Source organism: Stenotrophomonas sp. SBJS02 (genome assembly GCF_020428325.2).
GTDB classification, from domain to species: domain Bacteria; phylum Pseudomonadota; class Gammaproteobacteria; order Xanthomonadales; family Xanthomonadaceae; genus Stenotrophomonas; species Stenotrophomonas africana.
On the sequence record NZ_CP109812.1, the window covers coordinates 131,023 to 148,552 of the forward strand.

9 protein-coding genes and 2 pseudogenes are annotated in these 17,530 nt (G+C 67.9%); 1 reads left to right on the forward strand and 10 read right to left on the reverse strand.

All coding sequences use genetic code 11. The features are described from left to right. Positions 1-14: 14 nt before the first annotated feature. From FQS62_RS00585 to FQS62_RS00625, 9 genes and pseudogenes are all read right to left on the reverse strand, one after another. Positions 15-1,822: pseudogene (locus tag FQS62_RS00585) on the reverse strand (hypothetical protein). Continuing rightward, the gene (locus FQS62_RS00590; protein ID WP_208042887.1) at positions 1,819-3,993 is read right to left on the reverse strand and encodes a hypothetical protein; all 2,175 of its coding nucleotides are present in this window, start codon (positions 3,991-3,993) and stop codon (positions 1,819-1,821) included. The pseudogene FQS62_RS00585 and the gene FQS62_RS00590 overlap by 4 nt, the downstream one beginning before the upstream one ends. Further along, positions 3,990-5,111 carry an N-terminal double-transmembrane domain-containing protein gene (locus FQS62_RS00595; protein ID WP_208042886.1) on the reverse strand — a complete coding sequence of 374 codons (1,122 nt, stop codon included), beginning with the start codon at positions 5,109-5,111 and terminating at the stop codon, positions 3,990-3,992. The genes FQS62_RS00590 and FQS62_RS00595 overlap by 4 nt, the downstream gene beginning before the upstream one ends. Then, a pseudogene (locus FQS62_RS00600) lies at positions 5,108-6,002 on the reverse strand (DUF58 domain-containing protein). The gene FQS62_RS00595 and the pseudogene FQS62_RS00600 overlap by 4 nt, the downstream one beginning before the upstream one ends. A gap of 7 nt (positions 6,003-6,009) precedes the next feature. After that, complete coding sequence (locus FQS62_RS00605) at positions 6,010-6,993, reverse strand: AAA family ATPase (RefSeq protein ID WP_049448317.1); 984 nt, start codon at positions 6,991-6,993, stop codon at positions 6,010-6,012. Positions 6,994-7,009: 16 nt separating this feature from the next. Continuing rightward, on the reverse strand, positions 7,010-7,717 hold the full coding sequence (locus FQS62_RS00610) for a DUF4159 domain-containing protein (protein WP_049448319.1): 708 nt from the start codon (positions 7,715-7,717) through the stop codon (positions 7,010-7,012). Beyond that, entirely contained in the window at positions 7,717-9,051 is a 1,335-nt protein-coding gene (locus tag FQS62_RS00615) for a TldD/PmbA family protein (RefSeq protein ID WP_088480141.1), read from the reverse strand. The genes FQS62_RS00610 and FQS62_RS00615 overlap by 1 nt, the downstream gene beginning before the upstream one ends. Positions 9,052-9,072: 21 nt before the next feature. Then, a complete protein-coding gene (locus FQS62_RS00620) occupies positions 9,073-10,707 on the reverse strand; it encodes a TldD/PmbA family protein (protein WP_088480140.1) in 1,635 nt (544 codons plus the stop codon). A 30-nt stretch (positions 10,708-10,737) separates the two neighbouring features. Next, complete coding sequence (locus FQS62_RS00625; RefSeq protein WP_208042884.1) at positions 10,738-12,369, reverse strand: TldD/PmbA family protein; 1,632 nt, start codon at positions 12,367-12,369, stop codon at positions 10,738-10,740. Positions 12,370-13,050: 681 nt separating this feature from the next. On the opposite strand from FQS62_RS00625, the gene FQS62_RS00630 reads away from it, so the two are divergent. Further along, positions 13,051-13,665: a DUF938 domain-containing protein gene (locus FQS62_RS00630; RefSeq protein WP_208043771.1), complete on the forward strand. Its 615-nt coding sequence runs from the start codon at positions 13,051-13,053 to the stop codon at positions 13,663-13,665. A 73-nt stretch (positions 13,666-13,738) separates the two neighbouring features. On the opposite strand, the gene FQS62_RS00635 is transcribed toward FQS62_RS00630, so the two are convergent. Next, a complete protein-coding gene (locus FQS62_RS00635; protein ID WP_208043772.1) occupies positions 13,739-17,425 on the reverse strand; it encodes an indolepyruvate ferredoxin oxidoreductase family protein in 3,687 nt (1,228 codons plus the stop codon). Between the last annotated feature and the right edge of the window lie 105 nt (positions 17,426-17,530).

Here is a 17,530-nt window from a genome sequence, read left to right on the forward strand (position 1 = left end):
TCCAATCGATGCGGTCAGCGCCGCCGTTCCAGCCACCACAGCAGCGATGCGCACAACACGAACGCCAGCCACCACGGCCAGCGTGAGCCTGCCACGGGTTGCATCACCGACGCATTCGCCGATGTACTGGAGGCCAACGCCCGCGTGGTCGCATCGATCATCGCCTGTCGATGCAGTGCGGGTGCGTCCTTCGGGTCGAACACATAGCGCCAGACAACGCTGTCGCCATGCTGCAGGCGCTGCCAGCCCGCTTCACGCGGCCACCAGCCGGCGCAGCGCAGCGCCGACGTCGCTCCATCGACAATCAGGGGTACAGCGTCGCCACGCTTGCTGAAGACCTGCAGGGGCGCCTGCGCGCCGCACAGCGACTGCCGTTCTCCGGCCCAGGCAATCACTTGTGGTGACCACAGCGCATCACCGCTGCCCTGCGCGCGTGCCAGCGTGGCAACCACGTCGCTCCACAGTTCGCCGTGGCGGTCATCGCGGCCGGCCAGCACCCAGCGCCAGCTGTCGGTCAGCGGCAGCAGCCGATGCGTCCGTTGCCGACCGCGCGCCAGCCGCCGACGGCCTTGCCGCCCCGATCGTGCAGCAGCGCGTTGCTGCCCGGCGCCTGCAACGCCAGTGCTTCCAGCGAAGGCAGCGCGGCACTGTGCGAGCTGCGGTCGGCCTCTTCGCCGTAGCCGGTCGGCAACGTGCCGGCGGCAAGCGGGCCACGTCGTGCGGCGAGGATCGCGCTTTCGCCATCGCTGGGAAGTTCAAGGGTGTGGCTGCTGCCATCGCCCTGCACGGGCAGGCCCAGATCGCGGAGGCGCTGGCGCGCACCGGCCGAAGGCGCGCCCGCACTGCGTACCAGCACGCCCAGTCCATCGCGCAGTGCCTGGCGCACGGTGGCCAGCTGGCCTGCACTCAATGCCGCGAGGCTGCGCTCGTCCAGCAGCAGCAGATCACTGCGCGTGAGCGATGCTGCATCAATCGACACCGCGCCATCGCCGATGCTGAGTCCGGCCCCGGTATCCGCCTGCACCTGCACGCGGATGCCGGCATCGGCTGCCCAGCGGCGCAGGTACTTCAGCTCTGGACCCGGCGCGCTGGCGCGCACCAGCAGGCGCAGCGGTGCGGCCGGCAGGGTCTGCTGCGGCACCGGTACGCTGTCCACCACATGGCCGTCGGCATCGAGCAGGCGCAGCTGGAACACGCTGCGGCCTTCGGCGCGGGCGATGCCACTCAGCTGCACGCGGCCGTCGTCGGCAACGTCCGTGCGATCGACCACGCTGTCGGCCGGGTCGAGCAGTTCGGCCTTCGCCTTGGCCGCGCCACGCGCCTGAGCCTGCACATCGAAGCGGGCACCGGGTGCGACATCGGCCGGTGGTTGCAGCGCGATCCAGCCGCGCGGCTCCGGTGCGGCCTGCCAACGTACATCCGGCGGCAGCACCGCGTCGCGGTCACGTGCGGCCAGGCCCGCACCGACCAGCGTCAGCGTGGCGGCCGGATGCTGGCGCAGCGCGGTGGCCAGGTCGGGAACGCGCTGTGCGCCGGGCACATCGGCAGCTTCCGGCAACAGCAACAGCGGGCCTTCGCTGGCCGGGAGCGCGCCGGCCTTGCCCGCATCGACGCCAAGCACGACCAGCCCGCCTGCGGGTTGCTGGCGGGTGGGCGGCACCAGGCAGAAGTACAGCAGCGTGGCGACGATGATCTGCAGTGCGATCACGCTCCACCGGCGGCCAGGGTGCGCGGTGCTTCCACGCAGCTGGCGCACGCTGGCGATGACCACCGCCAGAGCGAGTGCCAGCGCAATCCACAGGTTCAGGCTGGAGGCGTTCATGGCTGCCCCTCCAGCGCATCGAGGTAGCGCTGGCCCATCGCATCGGCCGCACTGCGGCGCATCGCCTGTGGCAGTGGACGCTGCAGCGCCCGCCACAGCTGCGCACGCAGGCGCTGGCGACAGTCGCTGCAGTCGGGCTCGATGCGCAGCTGCTCGATGGCCGCAGCCAGATCCAATGCATCAGGCAGGTAGGCCGCATTGCGTTGCTGCCAGGCCGCAAGCGCATCGAGATCCGGTGCGCCGTTGTCATCACCCAGGCGCTGCCAGGATTCAACGATGGCCGGATCGGGCGGGGTGCGCGCGGCCAGCGGCAGTTCGCGACTGGCCAGTCCAGCGCGATCACCGCCGAGGCGACGGGCTTCATCGATCGGTGGCAGCTCCGGCCCGACCCGGGCCAGGTAGATGCGCTCGGCCTGCTGCACCTGCTTGATCAAGCCCAGCGCCTTGTAGGCAAAAGGCAATGCCTGCTCCGGACGGCCCTGGCGCAGCTCGCCTTCGGCCGACCACATCTGGTCCAGCGCGGCCTTCAGCGTGGCACGGGTCTGCGGATCGAGCAGGGTGGCCGCCTCGGCGTGGTCATGGGTGTGGCCGTACTCCGACAGCACATCGGTGGCGCTGCCGAACACCGGTGGCGTATCGGCATTGGCCGGCTTGCCGCCGTGGTCATGGCCATGCGCGTCGTGCGCGCCTGCATCGGCGCCATGGTCGTGATCGTGCTCGTCGTCATGGTCGTGGTCGTCTGCGGCCGGCGTATCGCTGGTGGGCAGGTCACTGGTCGGCGGTGGCTTCGGCGCACCTTCGCTTTCCTCGCCCAGGAACTGGCCGTAGCGCAGGCGCAGGATGCGCTGGTCGACACCGATCGCATCGCTGCGCTTCACGAAGTCCTCGGCGGCCAGGCTGCGTCGCTGCCGGATCAACGCTTCGGCATCGATGATGATCTGCCGCTGGCTGCGGAAGTACGCAGGCAGGGTCTTCTTGATGCGGCCCTCGAGCTCTGCACCGAGCGCGACTTCGGCGCTGGGCAGGCGCAGGATCACGCTGCTGCTGCGCCCGGTCTGCGGCGTGGGTGCATGATTGTCGCGCACCTCCAGCTGGGCGATCACATCGTTGCCGGGCTGCGCGCCCAGCGCAGCCAGATCAAGGGTGTGGGCGAAACGCCGCGCGGTGGCTTCGCCGCTGCCGGCAAGCATGACGCTGCGCTTCACGAAGGTGATGTTCTCGCCGCTGCCCTGGGTGGTGGTGATCGACAGCGTTGCCTGCGCCGCGACACCGTAATCGTCGCTGGCCTCGAAGCGCAGTGCCCACTGTCGTTGCGCCGGCGTGCCCAGCACCAGGCTGGCCGTGGGCTCCAGTACGCGCACGCTGGGTGCACGGTCGGCCACCACATCCAGCCGATGCAGACGGGTCTCTGCCAGTGCCGGTTCGCTCACCACGCGGTACAGCACCGGCGTGCGTGCAATGTCCTGTGCCTGCCACTGTCCTTCGTGCTCGCTCAGTGGCAACCGACGACCGTCGTGGAACTGCAGCCATGCCTTGTCCGGTGCGCGGTCGAAACGCAGCGACCAGGACAGCCGGCTGTCGGCGGCGACCTTGGCGTCCAGCGCATTCTGGGTAAGCGTGGCCTGGCCGGTATAGGCCGGCGCGTCGATGCGCAGGCGGGTGGACTGCAGGCGCAGCGGGCCTGCGGCAGCAGTGCTGCCGGGCGCCGACGTGCGGGTAGGCGCGGAACCGGGGTTCGAACGTGGCCAGCCGAATGCCAGCACAACAATGGCCAGCCCTGCGATCCAACACAGCGCCAATGCACCACGTGGCCAGCGCGGACGCAGCTCCGGCATCGCGCGTTCCAGTGTGGCCAGCACATGCGCACGCTGGCGCTGCTGCAGCGGATTGAGCGTGGCGGCATCGGCGAACAGCAGATCGGCGCTGTCCTCGCTGGCACCGCTGCCATCAAGGTGGCGTTGCAGCCACTGCCGGTCCAGTTGGCGGGCATGCGCAGTGGCGAAGCCCGCACACGCGAGCAGGCTGATCGTACCGACGACGCAGGCGATATCGAAACCTGCCAGACGCAGGGCCAGCACCGCCGCAGCCAGCGCCCATGGCAGGCCCAGCAGCAGGGTGATGAGCGCACGGCGGCGGCGCGCACGTTGCCAGGCGTGCTGCAAGGTATTCATGCGCCCACCCTGCGGCGGGCGCTGCTGGCCATCCAGCGTTCCAGCGCGAACAGCAGCACGATGGCCAGCAACAGCCAAGGCGTCGGCTCACGCAGCGGTGGTGTTGCAGCAGGCAATGTGGCCCGCTGCGGTGCCTGGTCACGTGCATCGCCCAGGCGCGGAGCCGTGGGCGGCTGCAGCGTCAGCAGCAGGGCACGCGGCATGCGCGGATCGCGCAGCGCGGCGTTGCTGGCGGCATTCCAGTCGCCCGGCAGCGACAGCAGATAGCCGTGGCCGATGCGTTGCTGCCACAGCAGCGGTGTGCCCTCGGCATCGCGCAGCAGGATGCTGGCACTGGCAGCAGGCTTGCCGGCAGTCATGACACGACCGCCGTCACGCAGCCACGCCTGCCAGTTCGCCGGCAGTGCATCGCTGCGGCTCCACACGCCGATCTCGCCGCGTTCGGGCAGGGCATCTGCCGGCAGCGGAGCGAGCGGTGCCTGCATGCCCCACGCGCGCTGCAGCGCGTTCAACCAGCGCTGGGTAGTCGCGGATGCTTCGCCGTGCACGCGTAACCGGGGCGGAGTTGCTGCAGTCTGCGGCGGGGTGACCGGTATCGGCTGCGTGTGCCACTGCACGTCGCGCGAAAGCTGCAGGCGGGCACCATCCAGGCCGGGCAGGGGATCGGGAACGTGCACGACCAACGCGGTGCCCGCGGGAAGCTGTGCGTCCAGTTCGCGCAACAGGCTGGGCAGGGAGGCGCTGGCTGCAGGAGGCGCCTGTTCGATGGCGGGGAAGCCAGGTGCCAGCCAGTGCCAATTGCGGTCCGCAGCGGTACCACGCAGTGCAGCAGCGTCCAGGCCAGGGGCCACCACCGTCCACGCATCGGAGGCGGGAGAGGGGCCGGTCAACGCAGGTCGTGCCAACAGCAGGGCCAGTGCGGCCAGCAACAGCAGACGCACCAGCAGCAACGGCCAGTCATCGAAGCGGACGCGCTGGCGCGGCCGGATCTGTGCGCGCAGCCAGCGCAGCGCGGCGAAATCCAGCGGCGTGTACGGATGGCGCCGGGCCAGATGGATCAGCAGCGGCAGCAGCCATGCGGCGAGCGCGGCCAGGCCGAGCGGGAACAGCAGGGTCATGCACCGCCCCCACGGCCGAACAGCGCCTGCAGTGCCTGGTCCAACGGTCGGTCGAGCCAGCCGGTGGCACTGGCGATGCCACTGGACCGCAGGCGCGCATGCAACGCGCTCCGTGCGTCAGCGAAGCGCTGCAGGTAGTCGGCGCGGATCGCCGCGCCGTCGCCCAACAGTTCCTCGCCGGTCTCCGGATCGCGGAAGCGGTGGCCGGCGTCGAACGGGAAGTCGCGCTCGTCGGCGGTGAGGATCTGCAGCAGTGCCACTTCGCGGCGCGCGCTGGCCAGCTGTTCCAGCAGCACAATGCCGGCTTCGTCGAAGCCGTCGCCGATCGCCAGCAGCAGGTCGCCCGGGCGCACGCGTTCCCACAGGGGACGCAGGCGATCGGCGGCAGGCCAGCCACCGCGTGCCTGCAGGGCATGCAGTTGCAGATGCACGCGATCACGCTGGCGTGCGCCGTTCGCTGCGGGCACCAGCTGCAGTCCATCGCCATTGATCGCCAGCAGGCCGAAACGGTCGCCCTGCTGCAGGGCCAGCTCCACCGCGCACGCGGCCACGCCGCGCATATGATCCAGGCGCGTGCGCTGCGGTACCGCGCGATCCGCCTGGTTGGCCGAAGCGGTGGCGTCCAGCAGCAGCCAGACCGTGATCGGGCTTTCGCGTTCGGACTCGCGCACGAAGAAGCGATCCGAGCGGGCGTACAGCTTCCAGTCGATCTGGCGCAGTTCGTCCCCGGGCTCGTAGGCACGGTACTGGGCGAATTCGAGGCCGGCACCGCGGCTGCGGCTGGCGTGCTGGCCGATGCCACTGGCGCCGCTGGCCAGGCGCGGCCGCAACCGCAGCAGGCGCAGGCGCACGCAGTTCCGGTGGCAAGGTCAGCGGGGTACCGGCGCTCACGCGTGAATCAACCCGGGAACGGCACGGCCTGCAGCAGGGCGGCGACCACGTCGTCGGCACGCTTCTGCTCGGCCTCGGCGGCGAACGACAGCAGCAGGCGATGGCGCATCACCGGCGCGGCCAGTGCCTGCACATCCTCGCGGGTGGCGGCGAACCGGCCCTGCAGCAGCGCACGGGCCTTCGCGGCCAGCACCAGCGACTGCCCGGCACGCGGGCCGGCGCCCCATTTCACCCATTGGTTGATGGCGGCCGGCGCGCCGTCGCCCGGACGGCTGGCGCGTACCAGGCGGGTGATCCAGGCCAGCACATCGGGGCTGACGTGCACCTGGCGCACCGCGGCCTGCAGTGCGATGACCGCTTCGGCATCCATCACCTTCGGCACCGCGTCGGTGGCACCGCCGGTGGTCTGCTCCAGGATCTGCCGCTCTTCGTCCTCGCTGGGGTAATCCACCAGCACGTGCAGCAGGAAGCGGTCCAGCTGCGCTTCCGGCAGCGGGTAAGTGCCCGCCTGCTCGATCGGGTTCTGCGTGGCCAGCACGAAGAACGGCGCCGGCAGTGCATAGGTGGTGCCGGCGTAACTGACCGTGCGCTCCTGCATCGCTTCCAGCAGTGCGGCCTGGGTCTTGGGCGGGGTGCGATTGAGTTCGTCGGCCAGCAGCAGGTGGGTGAAGATCGGGCCCTGCTGGAAACGGAAATGGCGATGGCCGGTGCCGTGGTCTTCTTCCAGCAGCTCGGTGCCGAGGATGTCGCTGGGCATCAGGTCCGGGGTGAACTGCACGCGCCGGAACTGCAGTTCCAGCGCCTGGCCGAGCGAGCGCACCAGCAGGGTCTTGCCGAGCCCGGGCGCACCTTCCAGCAGGCAATGGCCGCCGGCCAGCAGGCCGATCAGCAGCTGCTCGACCACGGTGTTCTGGCCAACCACCGCGCGTGCGAGCGCAGCGCGCAGATCGTGCAGGCGCGGCAGCAGGGAATCGAGGTCGGGGGAGGTCATGGGCGTGCAGGTCCTATCAATTGTTCAACGCGTACATCACGATGTTGACGCCGAAGCGCGTGTTGTCTTCGGCCAGGAAGCGCTTGTTGCGCCAGTCGTAGTCCCACTCGCAGCCGTAGTCCTTGTTGCTGTAGAGCAGCCCCAGGCGGCCATCGACCTCGATACCCTTCAGGTAGTCGTGCACCAGGTCGTCGCCCCAGCCGTTGAGTTCGAAGCTGGTGGCGGGCGGGCCATCGGGGAAGCGGAAGAAGCTGCGGTACAGCGGGTGGCTGTTGGGCAGCTTCTGTAGTGCCCTGGGACCGAACAGGCGGCCCATCTGCGCCTCGAACGAGGTGGCGAACAGGCCGTCGATGTCGTGGTTGCAGTCGTCGACGAAGACGAAGCCGCCATTGCGCACATAGCGCACGAAGTTCTGCCGCTCGGCGGCGTTGAACTCCACCAGCGTGTGCCCGGCCAGGTAGCAGAACGGCGCTTCCAGCATGCGCGGGTCGGCCAGCGCCACCACGTGTTCCTGCGGGTCCACGCGCAGCGAGGTGTAGTCGATCAGCGAGGTGATCAGGTTGGACGGCATGCGCGCGTCCACGTCCCAGTCACCGGAGTCGTACTGCAGGCGAGTGAACCAGAAGTCGTAGCGCGAACTGCGCGGGCCTGCCTGCGCGAAGGCCGGCAGCGCCGCCGCCGAAGCGGCAGCGGCCAACCAGCGCAGGCACGCCCGGCGATCCATCAGACCGCGTCGGACAACGAGGTGAAGGTGAAATCGCGCAGCTTCATCGGCGGGATCATCATCACGTAGCTGGATTCATCGCCGGCCACGCGCACCGGCTTGCCCAGCTCTTCGATGTTGTTGAGCATGATCACCGGCGACTCGTTGAAGCGGAAGTTCTTCACCGGGTGCTTGATCTGGCCGTTCTCGATGTAGAAGGTGCCGTCGCGGGTGAGGCCGGTCAGCAGCACGGTCTGCGGGTCGACCATGCGGATGTACCAGGTACGGGTGACCAGGATGCCCTTCTGGGTGCCGCGTACCAGCTCGGCGGTGCTTTTGTCGCCACCGCTCATCAGCAGGTTGCCCGGCGTGGCCTTGGCGGTCTTGCCCTGCTTCTGCGCCCAGAAGCGCGAGTAGTCGAGGTTGGCGATCTTGCCGTTCTCGATGATCGCCATGCGTTCGCGCGGCATGCCTTCGTTGTCCCACGGCAGCACCGGTGCATCCGGATGCCAGGGGTCGGCAATCATGGTCACGCGCGGGTCGTAGACCTGCTCGCCCAGCTTGTTGCCGCCGCCCTTCTTCGACAGGAAGCTGCGGCCTTCATCGGCCGAGCGTGCGCTGAAGAAGTTCATCATGAAGCTGATCAGGCCGGCGGCCGCGGCGGGCTCCAGGATGACCGTGTACTTGCCCGGCTCCAGCGCCTTGGCTTCGGCCGATTCGGTGGCCTTGCGCATGGCGATGCGGATGTCCTGGTCGGCCTTGAAGTCGGCGGCATCCTTCAGGTTGCGGCCGACCCAGCCCGAACCGCGGCCATCTTCGGTACGCACGGTGCAGGTGTAATCGAAGTTGGTGGTGCGCTGGTAGGCGAAGTTGCCGTTGCTGTTGGCGGTGGCCTGGAAGCCCTGGCCGTCTTCAAGGAAACCGGCGGCGATCAGGCCGTGGCCACGGCACGGGGCGATCGAATCGGCGGCGACCTTGGCACGGAAGGCCGGATCGATGGCAGCGGTGGATTCGCTGAAGGTCGGGCTGGCGCGGTAGCTCTGCTTGCCGATGGCCGGCATGAACTCCGGGTTCTCCGGGGCCAGCCGGGCCAGGTCTTCGGCACGGCGCACCACGCGTTCCAGCGCGGCGTCGTCGAACTCGTTGATCGAGGCCGTGCCGACGCGCTTGCCGAAGGCGACGGTGACCGCCAGTTCGGTGTTGTCGACGATGCCACTGGTGGAAACGTTGTTCAGGGCGAAACGGATGTTGCCGTTGATCGAACCCGCCAGCACGGCGGTGCATTCGTCGGCCTTGGACAGGGCAATGACCTTGTCGAGGATGGCCTTGGCCTGGGCTTCGGTGAAGATACTCATGGTGTAAGGGCTCCTGACCGATCAGCCGAGGCTGCGTGCGGTGTTGATGACGTTGATGCCGTTGAAGCGCGCGGTGGACGAACCGTGCGAGACCGCCGAGACCTGGCCCGGCTGGCCCTTGCCGTCGAAGAACGAACCGCCCAGGCGGTAGTCACGCTCGTCGGCCACGGCGGTGCAGGCATTCCAGAACTCCGGCGTGCGGATCTGGTAGGCCACGTCTTCCAGCATGCGGGTGATCTGGCCGTTCTTGATCTCGTAGAACAGCTGGCCGCCGAACTGCGCGTTGTAGCGCTGCTGGTCGATCGAGAACGAACCGTCACCGATGATGTAGATGCCGTTCTCCACGTCCTTGATCAGGTCGGGCACGCTCAGCGGCTTCTTGCCCGGTGCCATCGAGACGTTGGCCATGCGCTGGAACTGCACGCTGGACCACGAGTCGGCATAGCAGCAGCCGTCGGACTCGGTCTTGCCGAGGATGTGGGCCTGGTCGCGGATGGTCTGGTAGTCCACCAGCTTGCCATTGCTGATCAGGTCCCAGCGCTTGCACTTCACGCCTTCATCGTCGTACGCCACCGCGCCGAGGCTGCCCGGCTGGGTCTTGTCGGCGAAGATGTTGACCAGCTCGCTGCCGTACTGGAAATGCTGTTCGCGCTTGTCCAGGGTGGCGAAGCTGGTGCCGGCGTAGTTGGCTTCGTAGCCGAGCACACGGTCCAGCTCCAGCGGGTGGCCGATCGACTCATGGATGGTCAGCCAGGTGTGCGACGGGTCGAGCACCAGGTCGTACTTGCCCGGTTTCACCGAGGGTGCCTTCAGCTTTTCCTGCGCCTGCTTGGCGGCGGCGATGGCGTCTTCCTTCATGTTGTAGGAAGAGCTGTAGTTGACCACGCCATTCGGGCTGACCACCTTGCCGGCAGCTGCGCCGTCCAGATACTCGTAACCCAGGCCCATCGGCGAGGACAGGCCTTCGCGGGTACGGAACTTGCCGCTGGACTTGTCGATGGCGGTGATCGTCATCGGTGCCCAGATGCGGTGCACGTCCTGGTCGATGTAGGAGCCATCGGTGGAGGCGAAGTACTTCTGCTCGTTGACCAGGAACAGCATCGAGTTGACGAAGCTGGCGCCGGCGCCCATCGCCGCGGCGTTGACGTCCAGCAGCAGGCCCACCTTGTCCTTGATCGGCACCTCCATCGCATTCTTGCGGATCGGCGTGCGCCAGCTCACCTCGCCCACGCCCGGCGCCTTGGCCAGCTGCACCGGTGCGGTCTGCACGCCGGCATTGGCCTTGGCGATCGCTGCGGCCTGCTGCGCGGCCCGGGCCACATCGGCCGTACCCAGCGCATTGGTGGCGGCAAAGCCCCAGGCACCGTTGACGATCACGCGGATGCCAACACCGGTGGACTCGGTGTTCACCACGTTCTGCACCTTGTCCTCGCGGGTGATCACGAACTGCCGCAGGTAGCGGCCGATACGCACGTCGCAGTAGGTGGCGCCGGCCTGGCGGGCGGCGGCCAGCGCCGCATCGGCCAGCCGCTTCTTCAGCCCCAGGTCCAGCGTGCTCTGCAGCTGCTCGGCGGCGATCGCCTTGCCGAAGAAGGAGGGCACGATCAGCCCGCCCGCGGTAAGCCCGGTCAGGGCCAGGAAGTCACGTCTTTGCAAGGCTGCTCTCCATGTCGAAGGATGGGTGGCTCAAGCGCCGAGACTGCGCGCGGTGTTGATGATGTTGATGCCGTTGAAGCGGGTGGTGGACGAACCGTGCGAGACCGCTGAGACCTGGCCGGGCTGGCCCTTGCCGTCGAAAAACGAACCACCCAGGCGGAAGTCACGTTCGTCGCAGATGGCAGTGCACGCGTTCCAGAACTCCGGCGTGCGGATCTGGTAGGCCGCGTCCTCGACCATGCCGGCGATCTTTCCGTCCTTGATCTGGTAATACAGCTGGCCGCCGAACTGCGCGTTGTAGCGCTGCTGGTCGATCGAATACGACCCCCGGCCGTGGATGTAGATGCCGTTCTCCACGTCCTTGATCATGTCCTCGACGCTGAGCGGCTGCTTGCCCGGCGCCAGCGAGACATTGGCCATGCGCTGGAACTGCACGCTGGACCAGGAATCGGCGTAACTGCAGCCATGCGATGCATCGCGGCCGAGGATATGGGCTTCATCGCGGGTGGCCTGGTAGTCGACCAGGATGCCGTCGCGCACCAGGTCCCAGCGCTGGGTCTTCACCCCTTCGTCGTCGTAGCCGACCGCACCGAGGCTGCCGGGCTGGGTCTTGTCGGCGAAGAAGGTGACGATGTCGCTGCCCCAGCGGAAACCGGCATCGCGCTTGTCCAGGGTGGCGAAGCTGGTGCCGGCGTAGTTGGCTTCGTAGCCGAGCACGCGGTCCAGCTCCAGCGGGTGACCAACGTTCTCGTGGATGGTCAGGAACAGGTTGGACGGGTCCAGCACCAGGTCGTACTTGCCGGGCTTCACCGACGGCGCCTTCAGTTTCTCGCGCGCGTGGCGGGCGGCGGCGATGGCGTCCTCGACCGGGTCGTAGGAGTCGCGGTAGGCGGTGATGCCACCGGGCAGATGCACCTTGCCGCGCGCATCGCCATCAAGGAATTCATAGCCCATGCCCATCGGCGAGGACAGGCCGGCGCGGGTGCGGAACTTGCCGCTGGCCTTGTCGATGGCAGTGGCGGTGAATGGCAGCCAGATGCGATGGATGTCCTGGTCGATGAACGAGCCGTCGCTGGAGGCGAAGTACTTCTGTTCGTTGACCAGGAACAGGGTGGAATTGATGTAGTCGGCGCCCGCATTCAGCGCGGCGGCATTGAGCGCCAGCAGCAGCTCGACCTTGTCCTGGATCGGTACTTCCATGGCATTGCGGCGGATCGGCGTCTGCCAGCGGACCTCACCGACCGACGGCGTTGGTGCGAGTTGCACCGGCCGGGTCTGGATGCTGGCATTGGCACAGGCGATGGCCGTGGCCTGCTCGACCGCAGCGCGTACGGCGGCCTCGGTCTGCTGATGGGTAGCAGCAAAGCCCCAGGCGCCGTTGACGATCACCCGCACGCCCACGCCGGACGATTCGCGGTTGGTCACGTTGCCGACCTGGTGTTCGCGGGTGATGACCGACTGGTTGAGGTAGCGGCCAATGCGCACATCGCAGTAGCTGGCCTTGGCCGTGCGTGCGGCGGCGAGCGCTACGTCCGCCAGGCGTCTGCGCTGGACGGTATCGACCGGGGCGAGCAGCTGCTCGGCGGCGATGGCACGGGAATGCGGCAGCAGCAGGCCCGCCAGGCCCAGACCGGAAAAAGCCAGGAACTCACGTCGTTGCACAGCGTTTCTCTCTCTCTCGCTTGCGTGCGGTTGGCAACGGGCCGGACCGATCACGTCAACTTCCCGACTTTCGCCAGCGCGGCGCGTCCGGGCAAGTGACTGCAGTCATGGTTGGTGGTGTTTCGGCAGGGCTTGCAGCCCTGCACCTGCTCAATGCAACGGCAACGGCCAAAGCCAGAGCCAGAGCCAGAGCGGCATTCCGTGGGTTGGCGGGGCGGTGTCGGATTGCGGGGACGCCGCAAGTACGTCCGTGTAGGCTTGGCAGCCGCATCCATGCGGCTGACACCCCGCAATCCGACACCGCCCCACCTTCGACGGATTCCGGCGGCTGTTGGTAGGTGTCGACCTTGGTCGACAAATCGGTCAGATATCGAATGAACTCATCCGTGCCGACCAACGGTCGGCACCCACCAAAGCCGTACGCCGTTCCGGCAGATCGCGGAAGTCTGTCGAAGGCGGGGTGGGTCCGGTTGAGGGGGCGTGAGCCGCATGGATGCGGCGACCGAGCTTACATGGACGTACTTGCAGCGACCCCCGCAACCGGACCCATCCCGCCAACCCACGGAATGCCAGCTTTTGACGTTGCTCTGGCTCCGGCTCCTGCGGGTGCAGGGCTGCAAGCCCTGCCGAGCAACACCCCTCGTGCACAATGGGGCCGACCCCGCCTGGACACCGTCCCTGATGTCGAGCAAGCCGTATTCAGAAGCCTGCGAGCGCAACCGTGAACCTATCGCCATCGCACTCGACCCGTGGATGGGCGACCGCCATCGGGTGCTGGAAATCGGCAGCGGTACGGGACAGCACGCAGCCTTCTTCGCCGAGCGCTGGCCGTGGCTGCGCTGGCAGCCCAGCGACCACGCGGACCATCTGCCCGGCATCGAGGCTTGGCGTGCGGAGGCCGCGCTGCTGAACCTGCTGCCGCCGGTGGCATTGCAGGTGGAACTGCCGCCTGCGCCGGGCCTGACGCTGCCCGAAGGCAGCACGTTCGATGCGGCGTTCAGCGCCAACACGCTGCACATCATGGGCTGGGAGTACGTGCAGTCGCTGTTCGGCGCGCTGCCGCCGCTGTTGCGCCATGGCGCGCTGCTGGCGGTGTATGGTCCGTTCAACTACGGCGGTCGCTACACCAGTGACAGCAATGCGCAGTTCGATGCCTGGCTGAAGGCGCATGATCCGCGCAGCGGCATCCGCGATAGCGAAGCGGTGCAGGCGCTGGCCGCCGACAACGGATTCACCCGCCTGGGGGATCTAGCAATGCCGGCCAACAACCGCCTGCTGCTGTGGCGGTTGGGGTAAACCGCCGGTAGTGCCGGCCGCTGGCCGACATCGATCCTGGCAACAGGTTGCCGGCCAGCGGCCGGCACGACCATCAGGCCACCTGCACGATGTGCAGTGCCTTCGGATTGCGCCATTGCGCCAGCAGGGCGGCTTCGCGCGCCTTGGCCTGCTCGAAATGCGCTTCCTTGACGTGGCCGAAGCCGCGGATGTGCTCGGGCACGCTGGCGATCTCCACCGCCAGCGCCAGGCGGTCGTCATTCAGTCCATCCAGCAGCACCTGCACGGTGGCCTCGTAGTCACCGATCAGCTTGCGCTCCATGCGGCGTTCCTCGGTGCGCCCAAACACATCGAGTCGGCCGCCACGCAGGAACTTCAGCTTGGCCAGCAGGCCGAAGGCCTTGAACATCCACGGGCCGTATTCCTTCTTCAGCAACCGGCCCTGCTCGTCCTTCTTGGCGAACAGCGGCGGTGCCAGGTGGAAGCGCAGCTGGTAGTCGCCCTCGAACTGCTGCTGCAGGCGGCGCTGGAAGTCGCCGCTGGTGTACAGGCGGGCCACTTCGTACTCGTCCTTGTAGGCCATCAGCTTGAACAGATAGCGGGCCACCGTCTCGGTCAGTGCGGTGGAACCACCGATGCGGTCGGCCTCGGTGGCGCGTACGCGCTCGACCAGTTGGCGATAGCGATTGGCGTAGGCAGCGTCCTGGTACTCGACCAGGAACGCGGCGCGGCGCTCGATCATTTCATCCAGCGAACGCGACAGGCGTGCGTCGTCCAGCGGCAGGAACGCCACGTCGCCACCGTGCGAGGGCAGGCCACGCAGTTCGCGTTCGTCGCCGGTGTTGCGCGGTGCGGCGGTGGCACCCCATTCGTTGCCTTCCCATTCGCCCGGCGGCAGTGGGTGCAGCGGGCCCGGGGTGGACTCGGTATCGGTGTGGCGGTTGCGCACCAGGCCGGCGGCCTGCTGCACAGCCTGCGGGTCGACCACGGCCAGGCGGCCCCAGGCGAAGGCCTGCTGGTTCATCGCCACGGCGGCGCCGTTGAGCTCGATGGCGCGCATCAGCGACTCGAACGACAGCGGCACCAGCCCCTGCTGCCATGCGTAGCCGAGGATGAACAGGTTGGCGGCGATGGCATCGCCGAGCAGCGCGGTGGCCAGCTGGGTGGCATCGAGCAGCAGCGGTTCCTCGCCACCCAGCGCCACGCGCACACCGGCCACGATGTCGGCGGCGGGGAACTGCATGTCCGGGCGAGTGGTGAAGGTGCCGGGCATCGCCTCGTAGGTGTTCAGCACCACCTGCGAACGGCCGGCACGCACCTTCGACAGGGCCCAGTAATCGTTGACCACCACCATGTCGCAGCCCAGCACCAGGTCGGCTTCGCCGGCGGCGATGCGCACGGCGTGGATGTCTTCAGGGCGACGGGCAATGCGGATATGCGTGGTCACCGCGCCGCCCTTCTGCGCCAGGCCGGTCTGGTCGAGCACGGTCGCGCCCTTGCCTTCCAGGTGGCCGGCCATGCCCAGCAGCGCGCCGATGGTCACCACGCCGGTACCGCCGACGCCCGTGATCAGGATGTTCCAGGGCTGTTCCAGGGTGCCGCGGAGGGTCGGCGCCGGCAGGTTGTCCAGCAGGGTGGAGGCATCGCGCTTGCTGCCCTTGCGCGGCTGGCCACCGTGCACGGTGACAAAGCTCGGGCAGAAACCATTCACGCAGGAATAGTCCTTGTTGCAGTTGGACTGGTCGATCTCGCGCTTGCGGCCGAACTCGGTTTCCTTCGGCAGCACCGACACGCAGAAGCTCTTCTTGCCGCAGTCGCCGCAGCCTTCGCAAACCAGCGAATTGATCAGCACGCGCTTCTGCGGGTCTTCCAGCTTGCCGCGCTTGCGGCGGCGGCGCTTCTCGGTGGCGCAGGTCTGTTCATAGATCAGGATCGAAACACCCTTCACTTCGCGCAGGCGCTTCTGCACTTCGTCCAGCTCGCTGCGGTCGTGGAACTCGACGTCGCTGGGGAAGTGCTCGCGCTGGCCGGTCCACTTGCCGATGTTGTCCGACAGCACCACGATGGTGTGGATGCCTTCGGCGCGCATCTGCTTTGCGATGTCCGGCACGCTCAGCGGGCCGTCCACCGGCTGGCCGCCGGTCATCGCCACCGCATCGTTGTAGAGGATCTTGTAGGTGATGTTGACGCCGGCGGCGACCGCCTGGCGGATCGCCAGCGAACCGCTGTGGAAGTAGGTGCCGTCGCCGAGGTTCTGGAACACGTGCGGGGTATCGGTGAACGGCGCCTGCCCGGCCCAGGTCACGCCTTCGCCGCCCATGTGGGTGAAGGTATCGGTGCTGCGATCCATCCAGGTCACCATGTAATGGCAACCGATGCCGGCCAGCGCCCGCGAGCCTTCCGGCACCTGGGTGGAGGTGTTGTGCGGGCATCCCGAGCAGTAATGCGGTACGCGCGGGAAGCTGGCGCGCGGCAACGCAAGCTCGGCTTCCTTTTCCTGCATCCACTGCAGGCGCTGCTCGATCGACTCGTTGTTGAAGAACTTCTGGATGCGGCGGCCGATCACGCCGGCGATGGTGGCCGGTGTCAGCTCACCGGTGGATGGCAGGATCCATTCGCCGCTCTCGTCGTACTTGCCGACGATGGATGGGCGCTGGCCCCAGCTGGCCGGCCAGTTGAAGAACTGCTCCTTCATCTGGCGCTCGATGAAGGCACGCTTTTCCTCCACCACGATGATGTCTTCCAGACCCTGCGCGAAGCGCGCGATGCCCTGCGGCTCCAGCGGCCAGGTCATGCCGACCTTGTACACGCGGATGCCGATGTCGGCGCACGCGGCTTCGTCCAGGCCCAGGTATTCCAGCGCCTGCAGCACGTCCAGGTAGCTCTTGCCGGTGGTGACGATGCCCAGCCGCGCGCGCGGCGCATCCATCACCACCTTGTCGATGCCGTTGGCACGGGCAAACGCCTGCGCGGCCTTCACCGCATAGCGGTGCAGGCGCATCTCCTGATCCAGCGGCGGGTCCGGCCAGCGGATGTTGAGGCCGCCCGACGGCATTTCGAAGTCTTCCGGCAGCACGATGCGGCGTGCCATCGGATCGACCTCGACCGAGGCCGACGATTCCACCGTCTCGGCAATGGTCTTGAAGCCGACCCAGCGGCCGGTGTAACGGCTCATCGCCCAGCCCAGCAGGCCCATGTCGAGGATGTCCTGCACGCCGGCCGGGTTCAGCACCGGCATCATGGCGCTGACGAACTCGTCCTCGCTGCCATGCGGCAGGGTCGAACTGCGGCAGGCATGGTCATCGGCGGCCAGCGCCAGCACGCCGCCGTAGCGCGAGGTGCCCGCAGCATTGGCATGCTTGAACACGTCGCCGCAGCGGTCCACGCCCGGGCCCTTGCCGTACCACATACCGAACACGCCCTGCACGTTGGCGCCGGGGAACAGGTTGGTCTGCTGCGTGCCCCACACCATGGTGGCGCCCAGGTCCTCGTTCAGGCCCGGAGTGAACTTCACCTTGGCGGCTTCAAGATGCTTGCGCGCGCGCCACAACTCCAGGTCGAAGCCACCTAGCGGGCTGCCACGGTAGCCGCTGACGAAACCAGCGCCGTCGATGCCCTCGGCGGCGTCGCGCAGGCGCTGCATCAGCGGCAGCCGCACCAGCGCCTGCACGCCACTCAGGTAGATCCGCCCCTCATTGCGGGTGTACTTGTGGTCGAGCGTGTAATCACGGTCGAGCAGGTCGGCGGAAGAGGGCGAAGTGAGTTGCGCGGTACTGGTCATGGCTGGCCCGGTAGGATCGGCTGGCACCGGCCGCGTGCAGGCACGCGGCGGGAAAGGCGCGAATTGTAGCAGCGGGGCCGCGCAGGCCCTGGCACTCGCGCCCGC

What these genes read in the sequence shown, in the direction of transcription:
- FQS62_RS00590 (WP_208042887.1), bottom strand. Translation starts at nt 3,993, where the DNA reads ATGAATACCTTGCAGCACGCCTGGCAACGTGCGCGCCGCCGCCGTGCG.
- FQS62_RS00595 (WP_208042886.1), bottom strand. Translation starts at nt 5,111, where the DNA reads ATGACCCTGCTGTTCCCGCTCGGCCTGGCCGCGCTCGCCGCATGGCTG.
- FQS62_RS00605 (WP_049448317.1), bottom strand. Translation starts at nt 6,993, where the DNA reads ATGACCTCCCCCGACCTCGATTCCCTGCTGCCGCGCCTGCACGATCTG.
- FQS62_RS00610 (WP_049448319.1), bottom strand. Translation starts at nt 7,717, where the DNA reads ATGGATCGCCGGGCGTGCCTGCGCTGGTTGGCCGCTGCCGCTTCGGCG.
- FQS62_RS00615 (WP_088480141.1), bottom strand. Translation starts at nt 9,051, where the DNA reads ATGAGTATCTTCACCGAAGCCCAGGCCAAGGCCATCCTCGACAAGGTC.
- FQS62_RS00630 (WP_208043771.1), top strand. Translation starts at nt 13,051, where the DNA reads ATGTCGAGCAAGCCGTATTCAGAAGCCTGCGAGCGCAACCGTGAACCT.
- FQS62_RS00635 (WP_208043772.1), bottom strand. Translation starts at nt 17,425, where the DNA reads ATGACCAGTACCGCGCAACTCACTTCGCCCTCTTCCGCCGACCTGCTC.